Below are 14,875 nucleotides of genomic sequence, written 5' to 3'. Positions count from 1 at the left end.
TTTTGGGCTGGGCTGAAACGAGCGGCGGAAGAAGTTGACGAGCCTTACCCCTGGCACTGACTACGCAGTTAGGGCTGCTTGGTTCCCCACCTGACCCGGTTGGCCACTTCACCATGCAGGGAGGCCCGTCAGGGTGGATTGTAACCCCCCAGGCTTCGCGCACTTCGTGTCGCTTCGCCCACCCCCCTGCTGGGGGCGACACCTGAGGACCGGCGGAGCCGGATCCTTGGTGTCCCGCGATTAAGAGGCCCGACCGGAACGGATGGGGTGCGCCGCGCCTTTTAGAATGCCCGCAATGTCCTACCTCGTGCTCGCTCGCAAGTTCCGTCCCAAAACCTTTGGCGAGATGGTCGGCCAGGGGCATGTGGTGCAGGCGCTCGAGAACGCGCTGACCACGCAGCGCCTGCATCACGCCTATCTTTTCACCGGCACGCGCGGCGTGGGCAAGACCACGGTGTCCCGCATCCTCGCCAAGTCGCTCAACTGCCAGGGGCCGGACGGGCAGGGCGGCATCACGGCCACGCCGTGCGGCGTGTGCCAGGCCTGCAAGGACATCGACGCGGGCCGCTTCGTCGACTACACCGAGCTCGACGCCGCGTCGAACCGCGGCGTGGACGAGGTGCAGTCGCTGCTCGAGCAGGCGGTGTACAAGCCGGTGCAGGGGCGCTTCAAGGTCTTCATGATCGACGAAGTGCACATGCTCACGAACACCGCCTTCAACGCGATGCTGAAGACGCTCGAGGAGCCGCCCGAGTACCTCAAGTTCGTGCTCGCGACGACCGATCCGCAGAAGGTGCCGGTCACGGTGCTGTCGCGCTGCCTGCAGTTCAACCTGCGGCCGATGGCGCCCGAGACGGTGCTCGAACACCTCACGGGCGTGCTGCAGACCGAGCAGGTGCCGGCGGAGCCGCAGGCGCTGCGGCTGCTGGCGCGCGCGGCGCGCGGCTCGATGCGGGATGCGCTCTCGCTGACCGATCAGGCGATCGCGTTCGGCAACGGCGAACTGCTCGAGGCCGGCGTGCGCCAGATGCTCGGCAGTGTCGATCGCGGCCATGTGTTCCGGCTGATCGAGGCGCTCGCGCAAGGCGATGGCAAAACGGTGGTCGACACCTCCGAGGCGCTGCGCCGCGATGGCCTTTCGGCCGCCTCCACGCTGGAAGAAATGACCGCGGTGCTGCAGGCCATGGCCGTGCTGCAGGCGGTGCCCGCGCGCGCGGAAGGGACCGACGCGGCCACCGATCCCGATGCGGCCGACACCGCGCGCCTTGCGGCGCTGATGCCTGCCGACGAGACCCAGCTGCTCTACAGCCTCTGCCTGCACGGCCGCGGCGAACTCGGCCTGGCACCCGACGAATACGCCGCACTGACCATGGTGCTGCTGCGGCTGCTGGCCTTCAAGCCTTCTTCCAGCGCGGCCGCTGCGGCCTCCCCGGAAAAAAAAACTCTGAATGAAGCCCCGCGGGCGGTCGCGGCCCCCGTGGCCGCACCGCCGAGCCGGGCTGCGGAGCCCGCCACGCCCCCGCCGCCGGCCGCTGCGCCCGTGCGGCCGCCGTCCGCCGCGCCCGCGGTCCAGCGTCTCCCGGTGGTCAGCGAGCCGCTGCGGCGCGCCGCCGAGCCGCCTGCCGATGCCCAGCCGTGGGACGGCGAGGCCAAGGTGGTCGCGGTGCCGATGCGCGTACAGCCGCCGCCGGGCCAGCGCGACGTACCGCGGCCCGACGAGCAGCGCGGCCCCGCGCCACCGATTCCTCCGAGCGAGGACGGCGACTTCTGGCATGCCACGGTCACGCAGATGGTCGCCGCCGAAAGCATCGCGGCACTCGCGCGCGAACTCGCGCTGCAGTCGCAGCTGGTCGCGCGCGACGTCGACCAGTGGATCCTGCGCGTGGAGCGCGAGCTGCTCAACCAGCCCTCGGCACGCGAGAAGCTCACCGACGCGCTGGCTGCGCTCGGCCACCCGGTGAAGCTGGCCATCGAGATCGGCGGCGTGGTCGACAGCCCCGCGCGTCGCAACAAGCAGGCGGCCGACGAGCGCCAGCGCCTCGCCGAAGAAGCCATCCGCAACGATCCCGAGGTGCAGATGCTGATGCGCGAATTCGATGCGAAGATCGTGCCCGGAACGCTCAAGCCGGCCTGACGGATCACATGCCGCCCGTGCGGCTTTCCGGTTCGACCGCCATCTCTCTTATCCTTTCCCCATTTCCAACCATCCAGGACCAACGATGTTCAACAAAGGACAACTGGCCGGCCTCATGAAGCAGGCGCAGGCAATGCAGGACAACCTCAAGAAGGCCCAGGAAGAGCTGGCCACCATCGAGGTCGAGGGCGAATCGGGCGCCGGCCTCGTGAAGGTCGTGATGACCTGCAAGCACGACGTCAAGCGCATCACCATCGACCCGAGCCTGCTGGCCGACGACAAGGACATGCTCGAAGACCTCGTGGCCGCTGCCTTCAACGCCGCGGTGCGCAAGGCCGAGGAGACCAGCGAGCAGAAGATGGGCAAGCTCACGGCCGGCATGCCCGGCCTGCCGCCCGGCATGAAGCTTCCGTTCTGAATGACGCGCTCCCAGGCTTGCCCGCTTGGCGTGGTTCCGCGGCGTTCCCGTAAGCGCGCGGACTGAGCCATGGCAGACGCCAGTTCGCTCGACGCATTGGTCGATGCGCTGCGCCGCCTGCCCGGTGTCGGCGTCAAGTCGGCCTCGCGCATGGCGTTTCATTTGCTGCAGCACGACCGCGAGGGCGCGCAGCTGCTTTCGCGCGCCTTGCAGCAGGCGGCCGCGAGCGTGCGGCACTGCGAGCGCTGCAACACCTTCACCGAAGCGCCCGTGTGCCAGGTGTGCCTCGACGCGCGCCGCGATGCGACGAAGCTCTGCGTGGTCGAGACACCCGCGGACCAGGCGGCGCTGGAGCGCACCAATGCGTTCCGCGGCTACTACTTCGTGCTGATGGGCAAGCTGAGTCCGCTCGACGGCATCGGGCCGCGGGACATCGGCCTGCAGAAGCTCTTCGATCGGGCGCTCGACGGCACGGTGAGCGAAGTGATCCTCGCCACCAACTTCACGGCGGAGGGCGAGGCCACCGCGCATGTGATCGGCGAAGCGCTCAAGCAGCGCGGCCTCACGGTCACGCGCCTCGCGCGCGGCGTGCCCGCGGGCAGCGAACTCGAATACGTGGACCTCGGCACGATCGCGCATGCGCTCGTGGATCGTCGCTAGCTGCAGCGTGCCGCGGTCGCACCCCATAGAACCGACATGACCTTCTCGTCGCTCACCATCGCCTACTGGTGCGTGTTCATCGCCTGCGGCCTGCCGTATCTCGCGGCCTGGATCGCCAAGGCCGGCAGTTTCGGTCCGCGCGACAACGTGCAGCCGCGCGACTGGGCCGCCAGGCAGAGCGGCTGGCGCGCACGCGCCAACGGCGCGCAGGCCAACAGCTTCGAAGGCCTGCCGTTCTTCATCGGCGCGGTGATCATCGCGCACCAGCTCGGCGCCGCGCAGGCGCGGCTCGACATGCTTGCGGCGGCCTACGTCGTGCTGCGGCTGGTCTACATCGCGCTCTACATCCAAGGTCTGAGCGCCGCGCGCAGCGCCGTGTGGGCGCTCGGATTCATCGTCAACTGCGCGATTCTTTTCATCGCGCCATAGCGGGATCGCAAGGCCCGCGCGCCCGTGCGCAGAGGCCTTCGTGCTTACGTGGAAACCCGCACGGGATGACCCCGATGCCGACCCCGGGGGCGGCCCCCTAAGCTCGATTCACTCCAAGAATCCAAGAGCCCGCAGGACCGCTTCCATGCTTCATCGCAGAACCCTCATCACCGCTTCCGCAGTCGCTGCCGCCACGATTGCGCTGCCCCGGGTCTTTGCGCAGGCCAAGCTCGAAAAGACCAAGGTCTCGATCGCCGTCGGTGGCAAGGCGGCGTTCTACTACCTGCCGCTCACCATCTCCGAGCAGCTCGGCTACTTCAAGTCCGAAGGACTCGAGGTCGAGATCTCCGATTTCGCGGGCGGCGCGCGTGCGCTGCAGGCGGTGGTCGGCGGCTCGGCCGACGTCTGCTCCGGCGCCTACGAGCACACCATCAACCTGCAGGCCAAGAACCAGTTCTTCCAGGCCTTCGTGCTGCAGGGCCGCGCACCGCAGATCGCGGTGGGCGTGTCGACCAAGAACATGGCCGGCTACAGCGGCGTCGCCGACCTCAAGGGCAAGAAGATCGGCGTCTCCGCGCCGGGCTCGTCGACCAACATGGTGGCCAACCTCGTGCTGTCGCGCGGCGGGCTCAAGGCGAGCGACGTGAGCTACATCGGCGTTGGCGTGGCCGCGGGCGCGCTCACGGCGCTGCGCTCGGGGCAGATCGACGCGATCAGCAACACCGATCCCGTCATGACCATGCTCGAGCAGAAGGGCGACGTGAAGATCATCAGCGACACGCGCACGCTCAAGGGCACGCAGCAGGTGTTCGGCGGCCCGATGCCGGCGGCCTGCCTCTATGCGCCGGTCGACTTCGTGCAGAAGAATCCCAACACCTGCCAGGCGCTCGCGAACGCGATCGTGCGTGGCCTCAAGTGGCTGCAGACCGCGGGACCGGGCGACATCATCAAGACCGTGCCCGAGACCTACCTGCTCGGCGACCGCGCGCTGTACCTCGCGTCCTTCGACAAGGTGCGCGAATCGATCGCCACCGACGGCCTCGTGCCGAGCGAGGGGCCGAAGACCGCGCTGTCCGCCATTGCGAGCTTCGACACCGCGGTGAAGGCCGACAGGATCGACCTCGCCAAGACCTACACCAACGATTTTGCCAAGCGCGCGAAGGACAGGTTCAAAGCCTGATTTCGAACGTCTTCGCGACCCGGCTCCGGCCGGGTTTTTTCTACATGTCCGACCACGCACTCGAGCTTCTCTCCATCCACTGCACCTTCCATTCGAAGGACGATCCCGGCCAGCGCTACACCGCGGTGGCCGACACCACGCTGCGCATCCGCGCCGGCGAGTTCGTCTCGGTGGTCGGGCCCACGGGATGCGGCAAGTCCACGCTGCTCAACGTGGGCGCCGGGCTGCTCGAACCTTCGTCGGGCACGGTGAAGGTGTTCGGCGAGCCGCTCGCGGGCATCAACGCACGCGCCGGCTACATGTTCCAGACCGAGGCGCTGATGCCGTGGCGCAGCGCGATCGACAACGTGATGGTGGGGCTGCAGTACCGCGGCATGCCGGACGCCGAGGCCCGCGCGGAGGCCGAGGCATGGCTCGCGCGCGTGGGCCTCTCGGGTTTCGGCGACCGCTATCCGCACCAGCTCTCGGGCGGCATGCGCAAGCGCGTCGCGCTCGCGCAGACGCTGGTGCTCGATCCGGACATCATCCTCATGGACGAGCCCTTCAGCGCCCTCGACGTCCAGACGCGGCAGCTGATGGAGAACGAGGTGCTCGAACTCTGGAGCGCGCGCAAGAAGGCGGTGCTCTTCATTACGCACGACCTCGACGAGGCCATCGCCATGAGCGACCGTGTGGTGGTGCTCTCCGCCGGGCCGGCCACGCATCCCATCGGCGAGTTCGAGATCGACTTGGCGCGGCCGCGCGACGTGGCCGAGGTGCGCACGCAGCCGCGCTTCGTCGAACTGCACACGCAGATCTGGGAGGTGCTGCGCGACGAAGTGCTCAAGGGCTACGCCCAGCAACTGAAGAAGGCCGCATGATGGCGCGCTCCCGGCTGGCCCTCAATGAACGCAACGCGCGCTTCTGGCAACTGATGCTGCTGGTGGTGCTTCTGGTGGCGTGGCATCTGGCGTCGCGCAATCAGCAGATCGCGTTCTTCCTCGGCGAGCCGATCCAGGTGGCGGGCCGCATCTGGAGCTGGTTCCTGCCTTTCGAGGTGCCGCCGAACCTGCTGTTTCCCGACGGGCTGAGGGGCAATGCCGACATCTACCGCCACCTGGGCACCACGCTGCTCGAGACGGTGCTGGCCTTCGGCATCGGCACGGTGCTCGGGCTCGCCTGCGGGCTGTGGCTCGCGCTGGCGCCCACCGCGAGCCTGATCCTCGATCCCTACATCAAGGCGGCCAACTCGATGCCGCGCGTGATCCTCGCGCCGATCTTCGCCCTGTGGTTCGGCCTCGGCATCTGGAGCAAGGTGGCGCTGGCCGTGACGCTGGTGTTCTTCATCGTGTTCTTCAACGTCTACCAGGGCGTGCGCGAAGTGAGCCCGGTGGTGCTGGCCAATGCGCGGATGCTCGGCGCCAACCAGCGGCAGCTGCTGCGCACCGTCTACCTGCCGAGTGCGACGAGCTGGGTCTTCTCGAGCCTGCACACGTCGGTGGGCCTGGCCTTCGTGGGTGCGGTGGTCGGCGAGTACCTGGGCTCGGCGCGCGGCGTGGGCTACCTGATCCTGCAGGCCGAGGGCACCTTCGACGTCAACACCGTGTTCGCCGGCATCGTGGTGCTCACGGCCTTTGCGCTGCTGCTCGACGGACTGGTCGGCTGGATCGAGAAGCGCCTCATGAAGTGGCAGCCGCGCAGCGGCGAGACCGAGAAGCTCTAGGACCCGGGGCGTGCCGCGCATCTGCCGCTGCGCGTGCAATTCGACGGGCCACCTGTCATCTAATGCACGCGGCAGCGCCGGCGCCCCTGGAGACGCCGCCGGCTTTCGAGGCCCCCGAGCGGCGAGGCCGCTTCAGCGCTTCTTCTTCGCGGGCGTGCCGCCGCGCTTCTCGCGCACGACCTGCTGCTTGCTCGACGCCGGCGACTTCGTCACCTGGCTGCCGCGCGCGGCCACGGTCTTCACCGAGGCGCTCCGGACATGCTTGCTGCTCGCGCTCGGGCGGCTTGCGCCCGAACCCACGTGCGCCGTCGACGAGGCGCGCACCGGCAGGTACACCACCACGCTGAAGCCGCGCTTGAAGGTGTGGTTGGGCTTGACGTCGTTCCACTCGGCCACGCTCGCGGGCTTGAGCTGGTAGCGGCGCGCGATGCTCGCGACGCTGTCGTTGCGGCCGGCGCGAACCGTGGTGCGGCGGGTGATGATCTCGGGCTGGAAGCTCAGCTGCCCGGTCTGGGCCACGACCGCGGTCACGTCTTCCTTGACGCGTGCGCCGCGGGGCACGATGAGCGTGGAGCCCGCCCGGATCAGCATGCGCGGCGGGATGTTGTTGAGCGCGCGCAGGTCGGCCTCGCTCATGCCGGCACGCTGCGCCGCGTCGGCCACCGTCATGGTGCTAGGCACGACCCAGGCGGTCCAGCTCGCGTACTGGCCCTGTGCATAGGCGTCGAAGTTGCGCTGGAACACGGCGGCGTTGTCCCACGGCAGCAGCACCTGCGGCGTGACGGCGGCGATCAGCACCGGCTTGTGCGCCGCGGGGTTGAGCGCGCGGAAGTCCTCGATGCGCACGTCGGCGAGCTTGGCCGCGAGTTCCACGTCGAGGTCGCGCGTGAGCGTGACGGTCTGGAAGTATGGATGGTTGGGGATCAGCGGCAGTTCGGTGCTGAACGCCTGCGGATTGGCGACGATGTTCTTCACCGCCTGCAGCTTGGGCACGTAGTAGCGCGTCTCGTTCGGCATCGAGAGGTCGCTGTAGGTGGTCGGCAGGCCGAGGCGCTGGTTCTTGGCGATGGCGCGGCTCACGCTGCCTTCGCCCCAGTTGTAGGCCGCGAGCGCGAGCTGCCAGTCGCCGAACATGCCGTAGAGCTTCTGCAGATAATCGAGCGCGGCGCGCGTGGAGGCGACCACGTCGCGGCGGTCGTCGCGGAAGATGTTCTGCTTCAGGTCGTAGTCGTTGCCGGTGGCGGGCATGAACTGCCACATGCCCGCGGCGCGCGCGCTCGAGATCGCCTGTGGATTGAACGCGCTCTCGATGTAGGGCAGCAGCGCGAGCTCGGTCGGCATGTTACGCCGCTCGAGTTCCTCGACGATGTGGAAGATGTACTTGTTCGAGCGCTCGGCCATGCGCTGGATGTAGTCGGGCCGGCTCGCATACCACTGCTCGCGGTCGCGCACCAGGTCGCTCTCGAGGTTCGGCATCTTGAAGCCGCGGCGGATGCGGTCCCACATGTCGGCCGGCGGCGCGAGCGTGACGACGCTCTGCGAATGGGCCTCGCTGCTGGTGATGGGGGTGAGCGGCCCGCCGGGATAGACCGGCGCGGCACTGCTGGCGGACTTGGCGCCGGTGCCGCCGGCGGTGGCTGAGCTGGTTGTGGAGGAGGAAGAGGGGCTGGTGGTGGTGCCCGCGCAACCCGCGAGCAACAGTGAACCTGCGAGGCAGGCGGCAGCGATAAATTTCATCGGAAATCGTTTTTCCATTGGCGCAGCGCTGCGAACACGTCGGCTTCGGCCGCATCGGCGGAGAGCCCGGCGTGATCGCGCACCGCCTGGAGCACAGTGGCTTCGCGGCTGCGAAGGAAGGGGTTGATCCGGCGTTCGGTGGACAGCTGCGAGGGCAGCGTGGGCTGCCCTCGGGCGCGGAGGCTTTCGCAGCGCGCGTTGTACTGAGTCAGCTCGGCGTTGGCGGGTTCCACCGCCTGCGCGAAACGCAGGTTAGCAAGTGTGTATTCGTGGGCGCAGCAGACGCGGGTGTCGCCCGGCAGCGCCGAGAGTTTGTCGAGCGACGCCAGCATCTGCGCGGGCGTGCCTTCGAACAGGCGGCCGCATCCGCCGGAGAACAGCGTGTCGCCGCAGAAAAGCAGCGGCGCCTGGCCGTCGCGTGCGGGAAGAAAGTAGGCGATGTGCCCGGCCGTGTGGCCCGGCACGTCGATGACGGTGAAGCGCAGCCCGAGCGCCTCGGCGCTGTCGCCGTCCACGAGCGGCTTGAAGGGCTCCGGAATGCGTTCGCGCGCGGGTCCGAAGACCGGGGCGCCGGTGGCTGCGTGCAGCGCCGCCACGCCGCCCGTGTGATCGGGGTGATGGTGCGTGACTAGAATCGCGGCGAGCTGCAGCTTGTCGCGCGTCAATGCGTCGAATACCGGTTGAGCGTCGCCCGGGTCCACCACGATCGCGTTGGAGCCGTCCTGCAGCATCCAGATGTAGTTGTCAGCGAAGGCGGGCAGCGGAACAAGGGTCATGAGCGGTCAAATTATAGGTTTGCAGGATTGGTTCGCGACCCCCCCTGGCCGGTACCTGCTGGCATGGGAGCAGGCCCAGTTCGACGAGTCGGTGGCGGACATCTTCGGCTACCACGCGCTGCAGCTGGGCGCTGCCGAGGTCGACGGGCTGCGCGCCAACCGGATGCCGCACCGCTGGCTCGCGCTGGCCGACCCCGCGGCCGCGCCGGGCAGGGCGGCGCTCTTCACCGACTTCACGGCACTGCCGTTCGCGGCCAACAGCCTCGATCTGGTGGTGCTGCCGCATGCGCTCGAACTGAGCCAGGATCCGCACGCGACCCTGCGCGAAGTCGAACGCGTGCTGGTGCCCGAGGGCCGCGTGGTGATCTGCGGCCTCAATCCGGCCAGCCTCTGGGGCATGCGGCAGCGCCGCGCGCACCTCTACGGCAGGATGGGTTTCGGCGAGTCCTTCCTGCCCGAGGGCGGCGAGTCCATCGGCTACTGGCGCATGCGCGACTGGCTGCGGCTCTTGAGCTTCGAGGTGGAGTCGGGCCGCTTCGGCATCTACCGGCCCTCGGTGCGCAGCGAGGCATGGCTCGAGCGCTTCCGCTGGATGGACACGGCGGGCGAGCGCTGGTGGCCCATCTTCGGCGCCGCGTATTTTCTCGTGGCGGTCAAGCGGGTGCGCGGCATGCGCCTGCTGAGCGCCGACTGGCGCCGCGCCGCCGCGCGCGCGACCGCGCCGGTGCCCATCGCGGGCAAGATGCACCGCATCGATCGCGTCGATTGACGCGGAACAGAAAGAAAAGGAAAGAAGAGTCTTGAACGAAGTCGTGATCTACACCGACGGTGCATGCAAAGGCAATCCCGGCCCCGGCGGCTGGGGCGCCTGGCTCAAGTCGGGCGCCACCGAAAAGGAACTGTTCGGCGGCGAACTCAACACCACCAACAACCGCATGGAACTCACCGCGGTGATCGAGGGCCTGGCCGCGCTCAAGCGGCCGTGCAAGGTGATCCTCTACCTCGACAGCCAGTACGTGCGCATGGGCATCACCGAGTGGATCCGCGGCTGGAAGGCCAAGGGCTGGCTCACCTCCACCAAGCAGCCGGTGAAGAACGTCGAACTCTGGCAGAAGCTCGACAAGCTCGTGACCGAAGGCGGCCACCTGATCGAATGGCGCTGGGTCAAGGGCCACTCGGGCGACCCCGGCAACGAGCGCGCCGACATGCTCGCCAACCGGGGCGTGGACCAGGCCCTCGGCCGCAGGGGCTGACGGCTAGACCACGCCTTCGAACATCATCACGTCGACTTCGTCGCCGGCCGCGACGTCGCCCTGGGCGTGGTGCAGCACCACGAGGCCGTTGGCCTCGACCATCGAACTCAGCACGCCCGAACCCTGGTTGCCGGCGATGCGAACCTCCGGCAGCGCCCCGGCCACGGCCTTGACGAAGCCGCGCTGGTATTCGGTGCGCCCGGGCTTCTTGCGGATGGCGCCCACGGTGCGCGCGCGCAGAAGCGGCGGCGGTGCCGAGGCGAGCTCGTGGCAGCCCATCATGCGCAGCAGGGCGGGGCGCACGAAGGCGAGGAAAGTGACCATCACCGCCACCGGATTGCCCGGCAGCCCGAAGAGCGCCGCGGCGCCGCGCCGTGCGGCGGCCTGTTGCTGGCGCGGCACCAGGCCGACCGCCATCGGCCGCCCGGGTCGCATGGCCACGCGCCAGAACGCCATGTCGCCGAGCTGCTGCATCACGGCGCGCGTGTGGTCCGCCGCGCCGACGCTGACGCCGCCGCTGGTGATGATGGCGTCCGCCTGATCGGCCGCGCGCTGCAGCGTGTCCGCGAGCGTGGCGGGGTCGTCGCGCACGAGGCCGAGGTCGATGACCTCGCAGCCCAGTCGCGTGAGCAGGCCGAACACGGTGTAGCGGTTGCTGTCGTAGACCGCGCCCTCGCGCGGCGATTCGCCGAGGCTCAGGATCTCGTCGCCGGTGGAGAAGTACGCCACGCGCAGCCGCCGCAGCGCCGTGACCGAACCGATGCCGAGGCTCGCGACCATGCCGAGCGCGGCCGGCGACAGGCGCTCGCCGCTGCGCAGCGCGGGCTGGCCCTGCATCAGGTCCTCGCCCGCGAAACGGCGGTTGTCGCCGCGCCGGAGCACGCGGGCGGGAAAGCTCACGCGCTCGCCGTCGATCTTGCAGAACTCCTGCGGCACGACAGTGTCGAGCCCCTCGGGCATCACCGCGCCGGTCATGATGCGGACCGCTTCGCCCGCGCCCACGGTGCCGCGCCATGCCGCGCCCGCGAGCGCCGTGCCGATCACGCGCAGTTCGACCGAGGCATCGATGGGCGCGTCGTCCTTCAGCACCGCGCCGTCGAAGGCGAAGCCGTCCATCGCGGAGTTGTCGTGCGGCGGCACGCTGACCGGCGAGACGATGTCCTCGGCCAGCACGCGACCCAGTGCTTCGCGCAGCGCGACTTCCTCGCGCTCCCTGACCACGGCGGGCCCGACCAGCTGCGCGAGGAAGGACTGGACGCCTTCCACGCTCAGGGCCTGGGGGTCATAGCCCGCGAGGGCGGCGGCAATGTCGGCGATGCGGCTCATCGGTTCTCGAGGGCGTGCAGTTCGGCCAGGGTGTTGGCGTTGAAGAAAGCGTCGGGCGCATCGCCCGGGCGGTCGAAGGGCACGAGCACCGTGCGGTGCTGTGCGGTCCAGGCGTCGATCTTGCGGCCGCCGGCCTGGGTGAACCGCACGAGGCTTTCGAGCAGCGAGGTGCGCAGCAGGCAGAACACCGGCTGCGGCCGCAGCACCGGCGCGGCGCGGGGCTCCGGGGCGGCCTCGGGCGCGCTGACCATCGCGATCTCGGCGTTCTCGCGCGCCAGGGCCTCGGCCAGGCGGCTCGCGAGGTCGAGCGGAAAGAGCGGCGTGTCGCAGGGCACGGTGAGCAGGTAGGGCGTCTCGCAGCGCTCCAGGCCGGTGAGAAAGCCGGCGAGCGGGCCGGCGTAGTCGGCCAGGCTGTCGGGCCAGACCGGCACGCCGAAGGACTCGTAGGCCGCGAGGTTGCGGTTGGCGTTGATCATCACCTCGCCGGCCTGCATGCCCAGCCGCAGCACCGCATGCATCGCGAGCGGCGTGCCGTTGAAGTTCTGCAGGCCCTTGTCGACGCCGCCCATGCGCGAGCCGCGGCCGCCGGCCAGCAGCAGTCCGGTGATCTCGCTGGCTGGAATGGTGTTGTCTGTGGAGGTGGTCATCCGCCGATGTAGCTCATTTCGACGCGGCGGGGTGCCTTGTCGCCGGCCTCCTGCTCGCCGGTGTCGGGGCCGCGCAGCGCGCGGAGTTCGGAATAGCGGTCGGCGCGGCCCTGCCAGATGTGGCCGATGGCGGAACTGATGTCCGCATCGGTGGCCGTGCCGCGCAGCAGGGGGCGCAGGTCGTGGCCGGCGCTCGCGAAGAGGCAGAGGTAGAGCTTGCCCTCGGTGGACAGCCGGGCGCGGCTGCAGTCGTGGCAGAAGGCCTGGGTCACGCTGCTGATCACGCCGATCTCGCCGCCGCCGTCGGCGTAGGCCCAGCGCTGGGCGGTCTCGCCGGGCGCGCTGGGTTCGAGCGGCACGAGCGGAAATTCGGCGCCGATGCGCGCGACGACCTCGGCCGAAGGCAGCACCTCGTCCATGCGCCAGCCGTTGGTCGCGCCCACGTCCATGTATTCGATGAAGCGCAGCACCACCTTGCCGCCGTGCTGCTCGCGGAAGTAGCGCGCCATCGGCAGGATCTCCTGCTCGTTGGTGCCGCGCTTGACCACCATGTTGACCTTCAGCGGCCCGAGTCCGGCGTCGCGCGCGGCCTCGATGCCGGCCAGCACGTCCGCGACCGGGAAGTCGACGTCGTTCATGTGCCGGAACACCTGGTCGTCGAGGCTGTCGAGGCTCACGGTCACGCGGCGCAGGCCCGCGGCGGCCAGCGCCTTCGCCTTGCGCCGCAGCAGCGAACCGTTGGTGGTGAGCGTGAGTTCGAGCGGCTCGCCCTCGGGCGTTCGCAGTTGGGCCAGCTGGCCGATCAGCACCTCGATGTTCTTGCGCAGCAGCGGCTCACCGCCGGTGAGGCGGATCTTGCGCACGCCATGGTCCGCGAAGAGGCGCGCGAGCCGGGTCACTTCCTCGAAGCTCAGCAGCGCGCTGTGCGGTAGGTACTGGTAGTCCTTGTCGAACACGTCCTTCGGCATGCAGTAGCTGCAGCGGAAGTTGCACCGGTCGGTCACGCTGATGCGCAGGTCGGTCAGCGGCCGGCCCAGCCGGTCGAGCAGCTTGCCCGTCGCAGGCACGGCGATCTCCGGCACCGCGACGGCGGGCCGTGCGCGGCCGATCTCGGCGATCGGAATGACGGTGGTGCTTCGGCTGTTCATGGGCGCGGCGGCCAATTTACCCGATCGGCGGGGGGCCGACCCGAGAAGGGCTACTGCTGCTGCTGGAGGATCGCCGCATAGACCATGTTGCGCGCGAGGCTGCGGTAGTGGACGCGGTGCTTCGGCGACTGCAGCATCAGCACCACGAAGAGCTCGTTCTTGGGATCGACCCACATGTAGGTGCCGCCGGCGCCGCCCCAGTTGTACTCGCCGGCCGCGGCCGGGTAGGGGGCCTGGCCGTCGCTGCGGCGCACCGCGAAGCCCAGCCCGAAGCCGTAGCCCGGCCCGGGCAGGTAGAGCGGCCCGGGCGTGATGCCGGCGTCCGCGTTGGCATGGTCGGCGGTCATCAGCGCCAGCGTGCGCGGGCCCAGGTAGCGCCTGCCGTCGAGCGTGCCGCCGTTCAGCAGCATCTGCAGGAAGCGCGCATAGTCGCTCGCCGTCGACACCAGCCCGCCGCCGCCCGATTCGAGCCGCCGGACCACGCGCGGGTCGTTGAACTCCGCGCCCACGCCGAAGCTGCGGTCGGCGGCCAGCGGCTCGGCAATGCGCCGCTGGCGCGCGGGCTCGGGCACGTAGTAGCTGGTGTCGGTCATGCCGAGCGGATCGAACAGGCGCGCCTTCTCGAACTGGTAGAGCGACTGGCCCGACACCGCCTCGACCACGCGCCCGAGGATGTCGGTCGAGTAGCTGTAGTCCCAGGTCGTTCCGGGCTGGTAGGCCAGCGGCAGCTTGGCGAGCCGCCGGGAGAACTCGGCATTGTCGGGATCGCCGGCATTCAGGTCGGCGGCGTTGTAGGCCTGCTTGACGAGGCCGGGCCCGAAGAAGCCGTAGGTCAGGCCCGAGGTGTGGCGCATCAGGTCGTGCACGGTGATCGGCCGCCGTGCGGGCACGGTTTCGAGCACCGGCTTGCCGTCGGTACCGGGCTTCTCGACCCCCACCGTCATGCGGGCGTACTCGGGCAGGTACATCGAGACGGGGTCGTCCAGCTTCATGCGGCCGTCTTCCACCAGCATCATCGCCGCCACGGTGGTGATCGGCTTGCTCATCGAGTAGATGCGGAAGATGCCGTCGCGCGTCATCGGCGTGCCGGCGGCGGGGTCGAGCCTGCCGACCGGCTCGAACCACGCGACCTTGCCCTGTCGCGCCACCAGCAGCACCGCGCCGGGGATCTTGCCCGCGGCGGTGTCGGCCCTGAGCACGTCGGTGAGCATCTGCAGCCGTTCGCTCGAGAGACCGACCTGCTCGGGCCGGGCGGTCGGCAGCGTTTGGGCGGTGGCCGCCAGCAGCGGGGCCGCGAGGCTCAGGCCGACCAGGGCCGTGCGCAGGCAGCGCGCGAAGGGGAACTTCATCGTCGTTGTCTCCTGGGTGGTTGTTCTTGCCGCGGGGCAGTGTACCGAGGCCGCAGGTCCGGACGATGGTGCGCGGCACGGCGCCGGGCGAGCGCCCGCGCCGTGCCGGCCGATGC

At 69.4% G+C, this 14,875-nt stretch carries 15 protein-coding genes and 1 other RNA gene; 9 read left to right on the top strand and 7 right to left on the bottom strand.

Features of this window, described 5'->3' with window-relative positions:
* Positions 1-33: 33 nt before the first annotated feature.
* Positions 34-130, bottom strand: an RNA gene (ffs, locus tag M2165_RS23385) — signal recognition particle sRNA small type.
* 165 nt (positions 131-295) lie between these two features.
* On the opposite strand from ffs, the gene dnaX reads away from it, so the two are divergent.
* The 7 genes from dnaX to M2165_RS23350 all read left to right on the top strand — a co-directional run bounded on the left by dnaX (position 296) and on the right by M2165_RS23350 (position 6,523).
* A complete protein-coding gene (gene dnaX / locus M2165_RS23380; protein WP_280816962.1) occupies positions 296-2,134 on the top strand; it encodes a DNA polymerase III subunit gamma/tau in 1,839 nt (612 codons plus the stop codon).
* An 85-nt stretch (positions 2,135-2,219) separates the two neighbouring features.
* Positions 2,220-2,552, top strand: coding sequence for a YbaB/EbfC family nucleoid-associated protein (locus M2165_RS23375; protein ID WP_012747441.1), 333 nt, complete (start codon positions 2,220-2,222; stop codon positions 2,550-2,552).
* 69 nt (positions 2,553-2,621) lie between these two features.
* On the top strand, positions 2,622-3,212 hold the full coding sequence (gene recR, locus M2165_RS23370; protein WP_280816960.1) for a recombination mediator RecR: 591 nt from the start codon (positions 2,622-2,624) through the stop codon (positions 3,210-3,212).
* Between the two features lie 36 nt (positions 3,213-3,248).
* Positions 3,249-3,641: an MAPEG family protein gene (locus M2165_RS23365; RefSeq protein WP_280816959.1), complete on the top strand. Its 393-nt coding sequence runs from the start codon at positions 3,249-3,251 to the stop codon at positions 3,639-3,641.
* A gap of 145 nt (positions 3,642-3,786) precedes the next feature.
* Complete coding sequence (locus tag M2165_RS23360) at positions 3,787-4,821, top strand: ABC transporter substrate-binding protein (protein WP_280816958.1); 1,035 nt, start codon at positions 3,787-3,789, stop codon at positions 4,819-4,821.
* 44 nt (positions 4,822-4,865) lie between these two features.
* A complete protein-coding gene (locus M2165_RS23355) occupies positions 4,866-5,681 on the top strand; it encodes an ABC transporter ATP-binding protein (RefSeq protein ID WP_280816957.1) in 816 nt (271 codons plus the stop codon).
* Positions 5,678-6,523, top strand: a complete 846-nt coding sequence (locus M2165_RS23350) for an ABC transporter permease (protein ID WP_280816956.1) — start codon at positions 5,678-5,680, stop codon at positions 6,521-6,523. The genes M2165_RS23355 and M2165_RS23350 overlap by 4 nt, the downstream gene beginning before the upstream one ends.
* Positions 6,524-6,655: 132 nt before the next feature.
* On the opposite strand, the gene M2165_RS23345 is transcribed toward M2165_RS23350, so the two are convergent.
* Both M2165_RS23345 and gloB read right to left on the bottom strand, forming a co-directional pair.
* A complete protein-coding gene (locus tag M2165_RS23345; RefSeq protein ID WP_280816955.1) occupies positions 6,656-8,260 on the bottom strand; it encodes a transglycosylase SLT domain-containing protein in 1,605 nt (534 codons plus the stop codon).
* Positions 8,257-9,036, bottom strand: coding sequence for a hydroxyacylglutathione hydrolase (gene gloB, locus M2165_RS23340; protein ID WP_280816954.1), 780 nt, complete (start codon positions 9,034-9,036; stop codon positions 8,257-8,259). Before gloB ends, M2165_RS23345 begins: the two co-directional genes overlap by 4 nt.
* On the opposite strand from gloB, the gene M2165_RS23335 reads away from it, so the two are divergent.
* Both M2165_RS23335 and rnhA read left to right on the top strand, forming a co-directional pair.
* On the top strand, positions 9,035-9,805 hold the full coding sequence (locus tag M2165_RS23335; protein ID WP_280816953.1) for a methyltransferase domain-containing protein: 771 nt from the start codon (positions 9,035-9,037) through the stop codon (positions 9,803-9,805). The two genes, gloB and M2165_RS23335, sit on opposite strands and share 2 nt — an antisense overlap.
* A gap of 31 nt (positions 9,806-9,836) precedes the next feature.
* Positions 9,837-10,289 carry a ribonuclease HI gene (gene rnhA / locus M2165_RS23330; protein ID WP_280816952.1) on the top strand — a complete coding sequence of 151 codons (453 nt, stop codon included), beginning with the start codon at positions 9,837-9,839 and terminating at the stop codon, positions 10,287-10,289.
* A gap of 3 nt (positions 10,290-10,292) precedes the next feature.
* Here rnhA and glp read toward each other — a convergent pair whose 3' ends face one another.
* The 4 genes from glp to M2165_RS23310 are packed head-to-tail and all read right to left on the bottom strand — an operon-like array spanning position 10,293 to position 14,759.
* Positions 10,293-11,615, bottom strand: coding sequence for a gephyrin-like molybdotransferase Glp (gene glp, locus M2165_RS23325; RefSeq protein ID WP_280816951.1), 1,323 nt, complete (start codon positions 11,613-11,615; stop codon positions 10,293-10,295).
* Positions 11,612-12,262: a molybdenum cofactor guanylyltransferase MobA gene (gene mobA, locus M2165_RS23320; protein WP_280816950.1), complete on the bottom strand. Its 651-nt coding sequence runs from the start codon at positions 12,260-12,262 to the stop codon at positions 11,612-11,614. Before mobA ends, glp begins: the two co-directional genes overlap by 4 nt.
* A complete protein-coding gene (gene moaA / locus M2165_RS23315; RefSeq protein ID WP_280816949.1) occupies positions 12,259-13,410 on the bottom strand; it encodes a GTP 3',8-cyclase MoaA in 1,152 nt (383 codons plus the stop codon). Before moaA ends, mobA begins: the two co-directional genes overlap by 4 nt.
* A 50-nt stretch (positions 13,411-13,460) precedes the next feature.
* Positions 13,461-14,759 carry a serine hydrolase domain-containing protein gene (locus M2165_RS23310; RefSeq protein ID WP_280816948.1) on the bottom strand — a complete coding sequence of 433 codons (1,299 nt, stop codon included), beginning with the start codon at positions 14,757-14,759 and terminating at the stop codon, positions 13,461-13,463.
* Between the last annotated feature and the right edge of the window lie 116 nt (positions 14,760-14,875).

This window comes from Variovorax sp. TBS-050B, assembly GCF_029893635.1.
In the GTDB taxonomy this organism is placed as follows: Bacteria; Pseudomonadota; Gammaproteobacteria; order Burkholderiales; family Burkholderiaceae_C; genus Variovorax.
This window is presented reverse-complemented; position numbering and strand designations above follow the sequence as displayed.

Bases quoted from the DNA above. Each gene is read 5' to 3' on its own strand.
- dnaX (WP_280816962.1), top strand. From the start codon at position 296: ATGTCCTACCTCGTGCTCGCTCGCAAGTTCCGTCCCAAAACCTTTGGC.
- M2165_RS23375 (WP_012747441.1), top strand. From the start codon at position 2,220: ATGTTCAACAAAGGACAACTGGCCGGCCTCATGAAGCAGGCGCAGGCA.
- recR (WP_280816960.1), top strand. From the start codon at position 2,622: ATGGCAGACGCCAGTTCGCTCGACGCATTGGTCGATGCGCTGCGCCGC.
- M2165_RS23365 (WP_280816959.1), top strand. From the start codon at position 3,249: ATGACCTTCTCGTCGCTCACCATCGCCTACTGGTGCGTGTTCATCGCC.
- M2165_RS23360 (WP_280816958.1), top strand. From the start codon at position 3,787: ATGCTTCATCGCAGAACCCTCATCACCGCTTCCGCAGTCGCTGCCGCC.
- M2165_RS23355 (WP_280816957.1), top strand. From the start codon at position 4,866: ATGTCCGACCACGCACTCGAGCTTCTCTCCATCCACTGCACCTTCCAT.
- M2165_RS23350 (WP_280816956.1), top strand. From the start codon at position 5,678: ATGATGGCGCGCTCCCGGCTGGCCCTCAATGAACGCAACGCGCGCTTC.
- M2165_RS23345 (WP_280816955.1), bottom strand. From the start codon at position 8,260: ATGAAATTTATCGCTGCCGCCTGCCTCGCAGGTTCACTGTTGCTCGCG.
- M2165_RS23335 (WP_280816953.1), top strand. From the start codon at position 9,035: ATGAGCGGTCAAATTATAGGTTTGCAGGATTGGTTCGCGACCCCCCCT.
- gloB (WP_280816954.1), bottom strand. From the start codon at position 9,036: ATGACCCTTGTTCCGCTGCCCGCCTTCGCTGACAACTACATCTGGATG.
- glp (WP_280816951.1), bottom strand. From the start codon at position 11,615: ATGAGCCGCATCGCCGACATTGCCGCCGCCCTCGCGGGCTATGACCCC.
- mobA (WP_280816950.1), bottom strand. From the start codon at position 12,262: ATGACCACCTCCACAGACAACACCATTCCAGCCAGCGAGATCACCGGA.
- moaA (WP_280816949.1), bottom strand. From the start codon at position 13,410: ATGAACAGCCGAAGCACCACCGTCATTCCGATCGCCGAGATCGGCCGC.
- M2165_RS23310 (WP_280816948.1), bottom strand. From the start codon at position 14,759: ATGAAGTTCCCCTTCGCGCGCTGCCTGCGCACGGCCCTGGTCGGCCTG.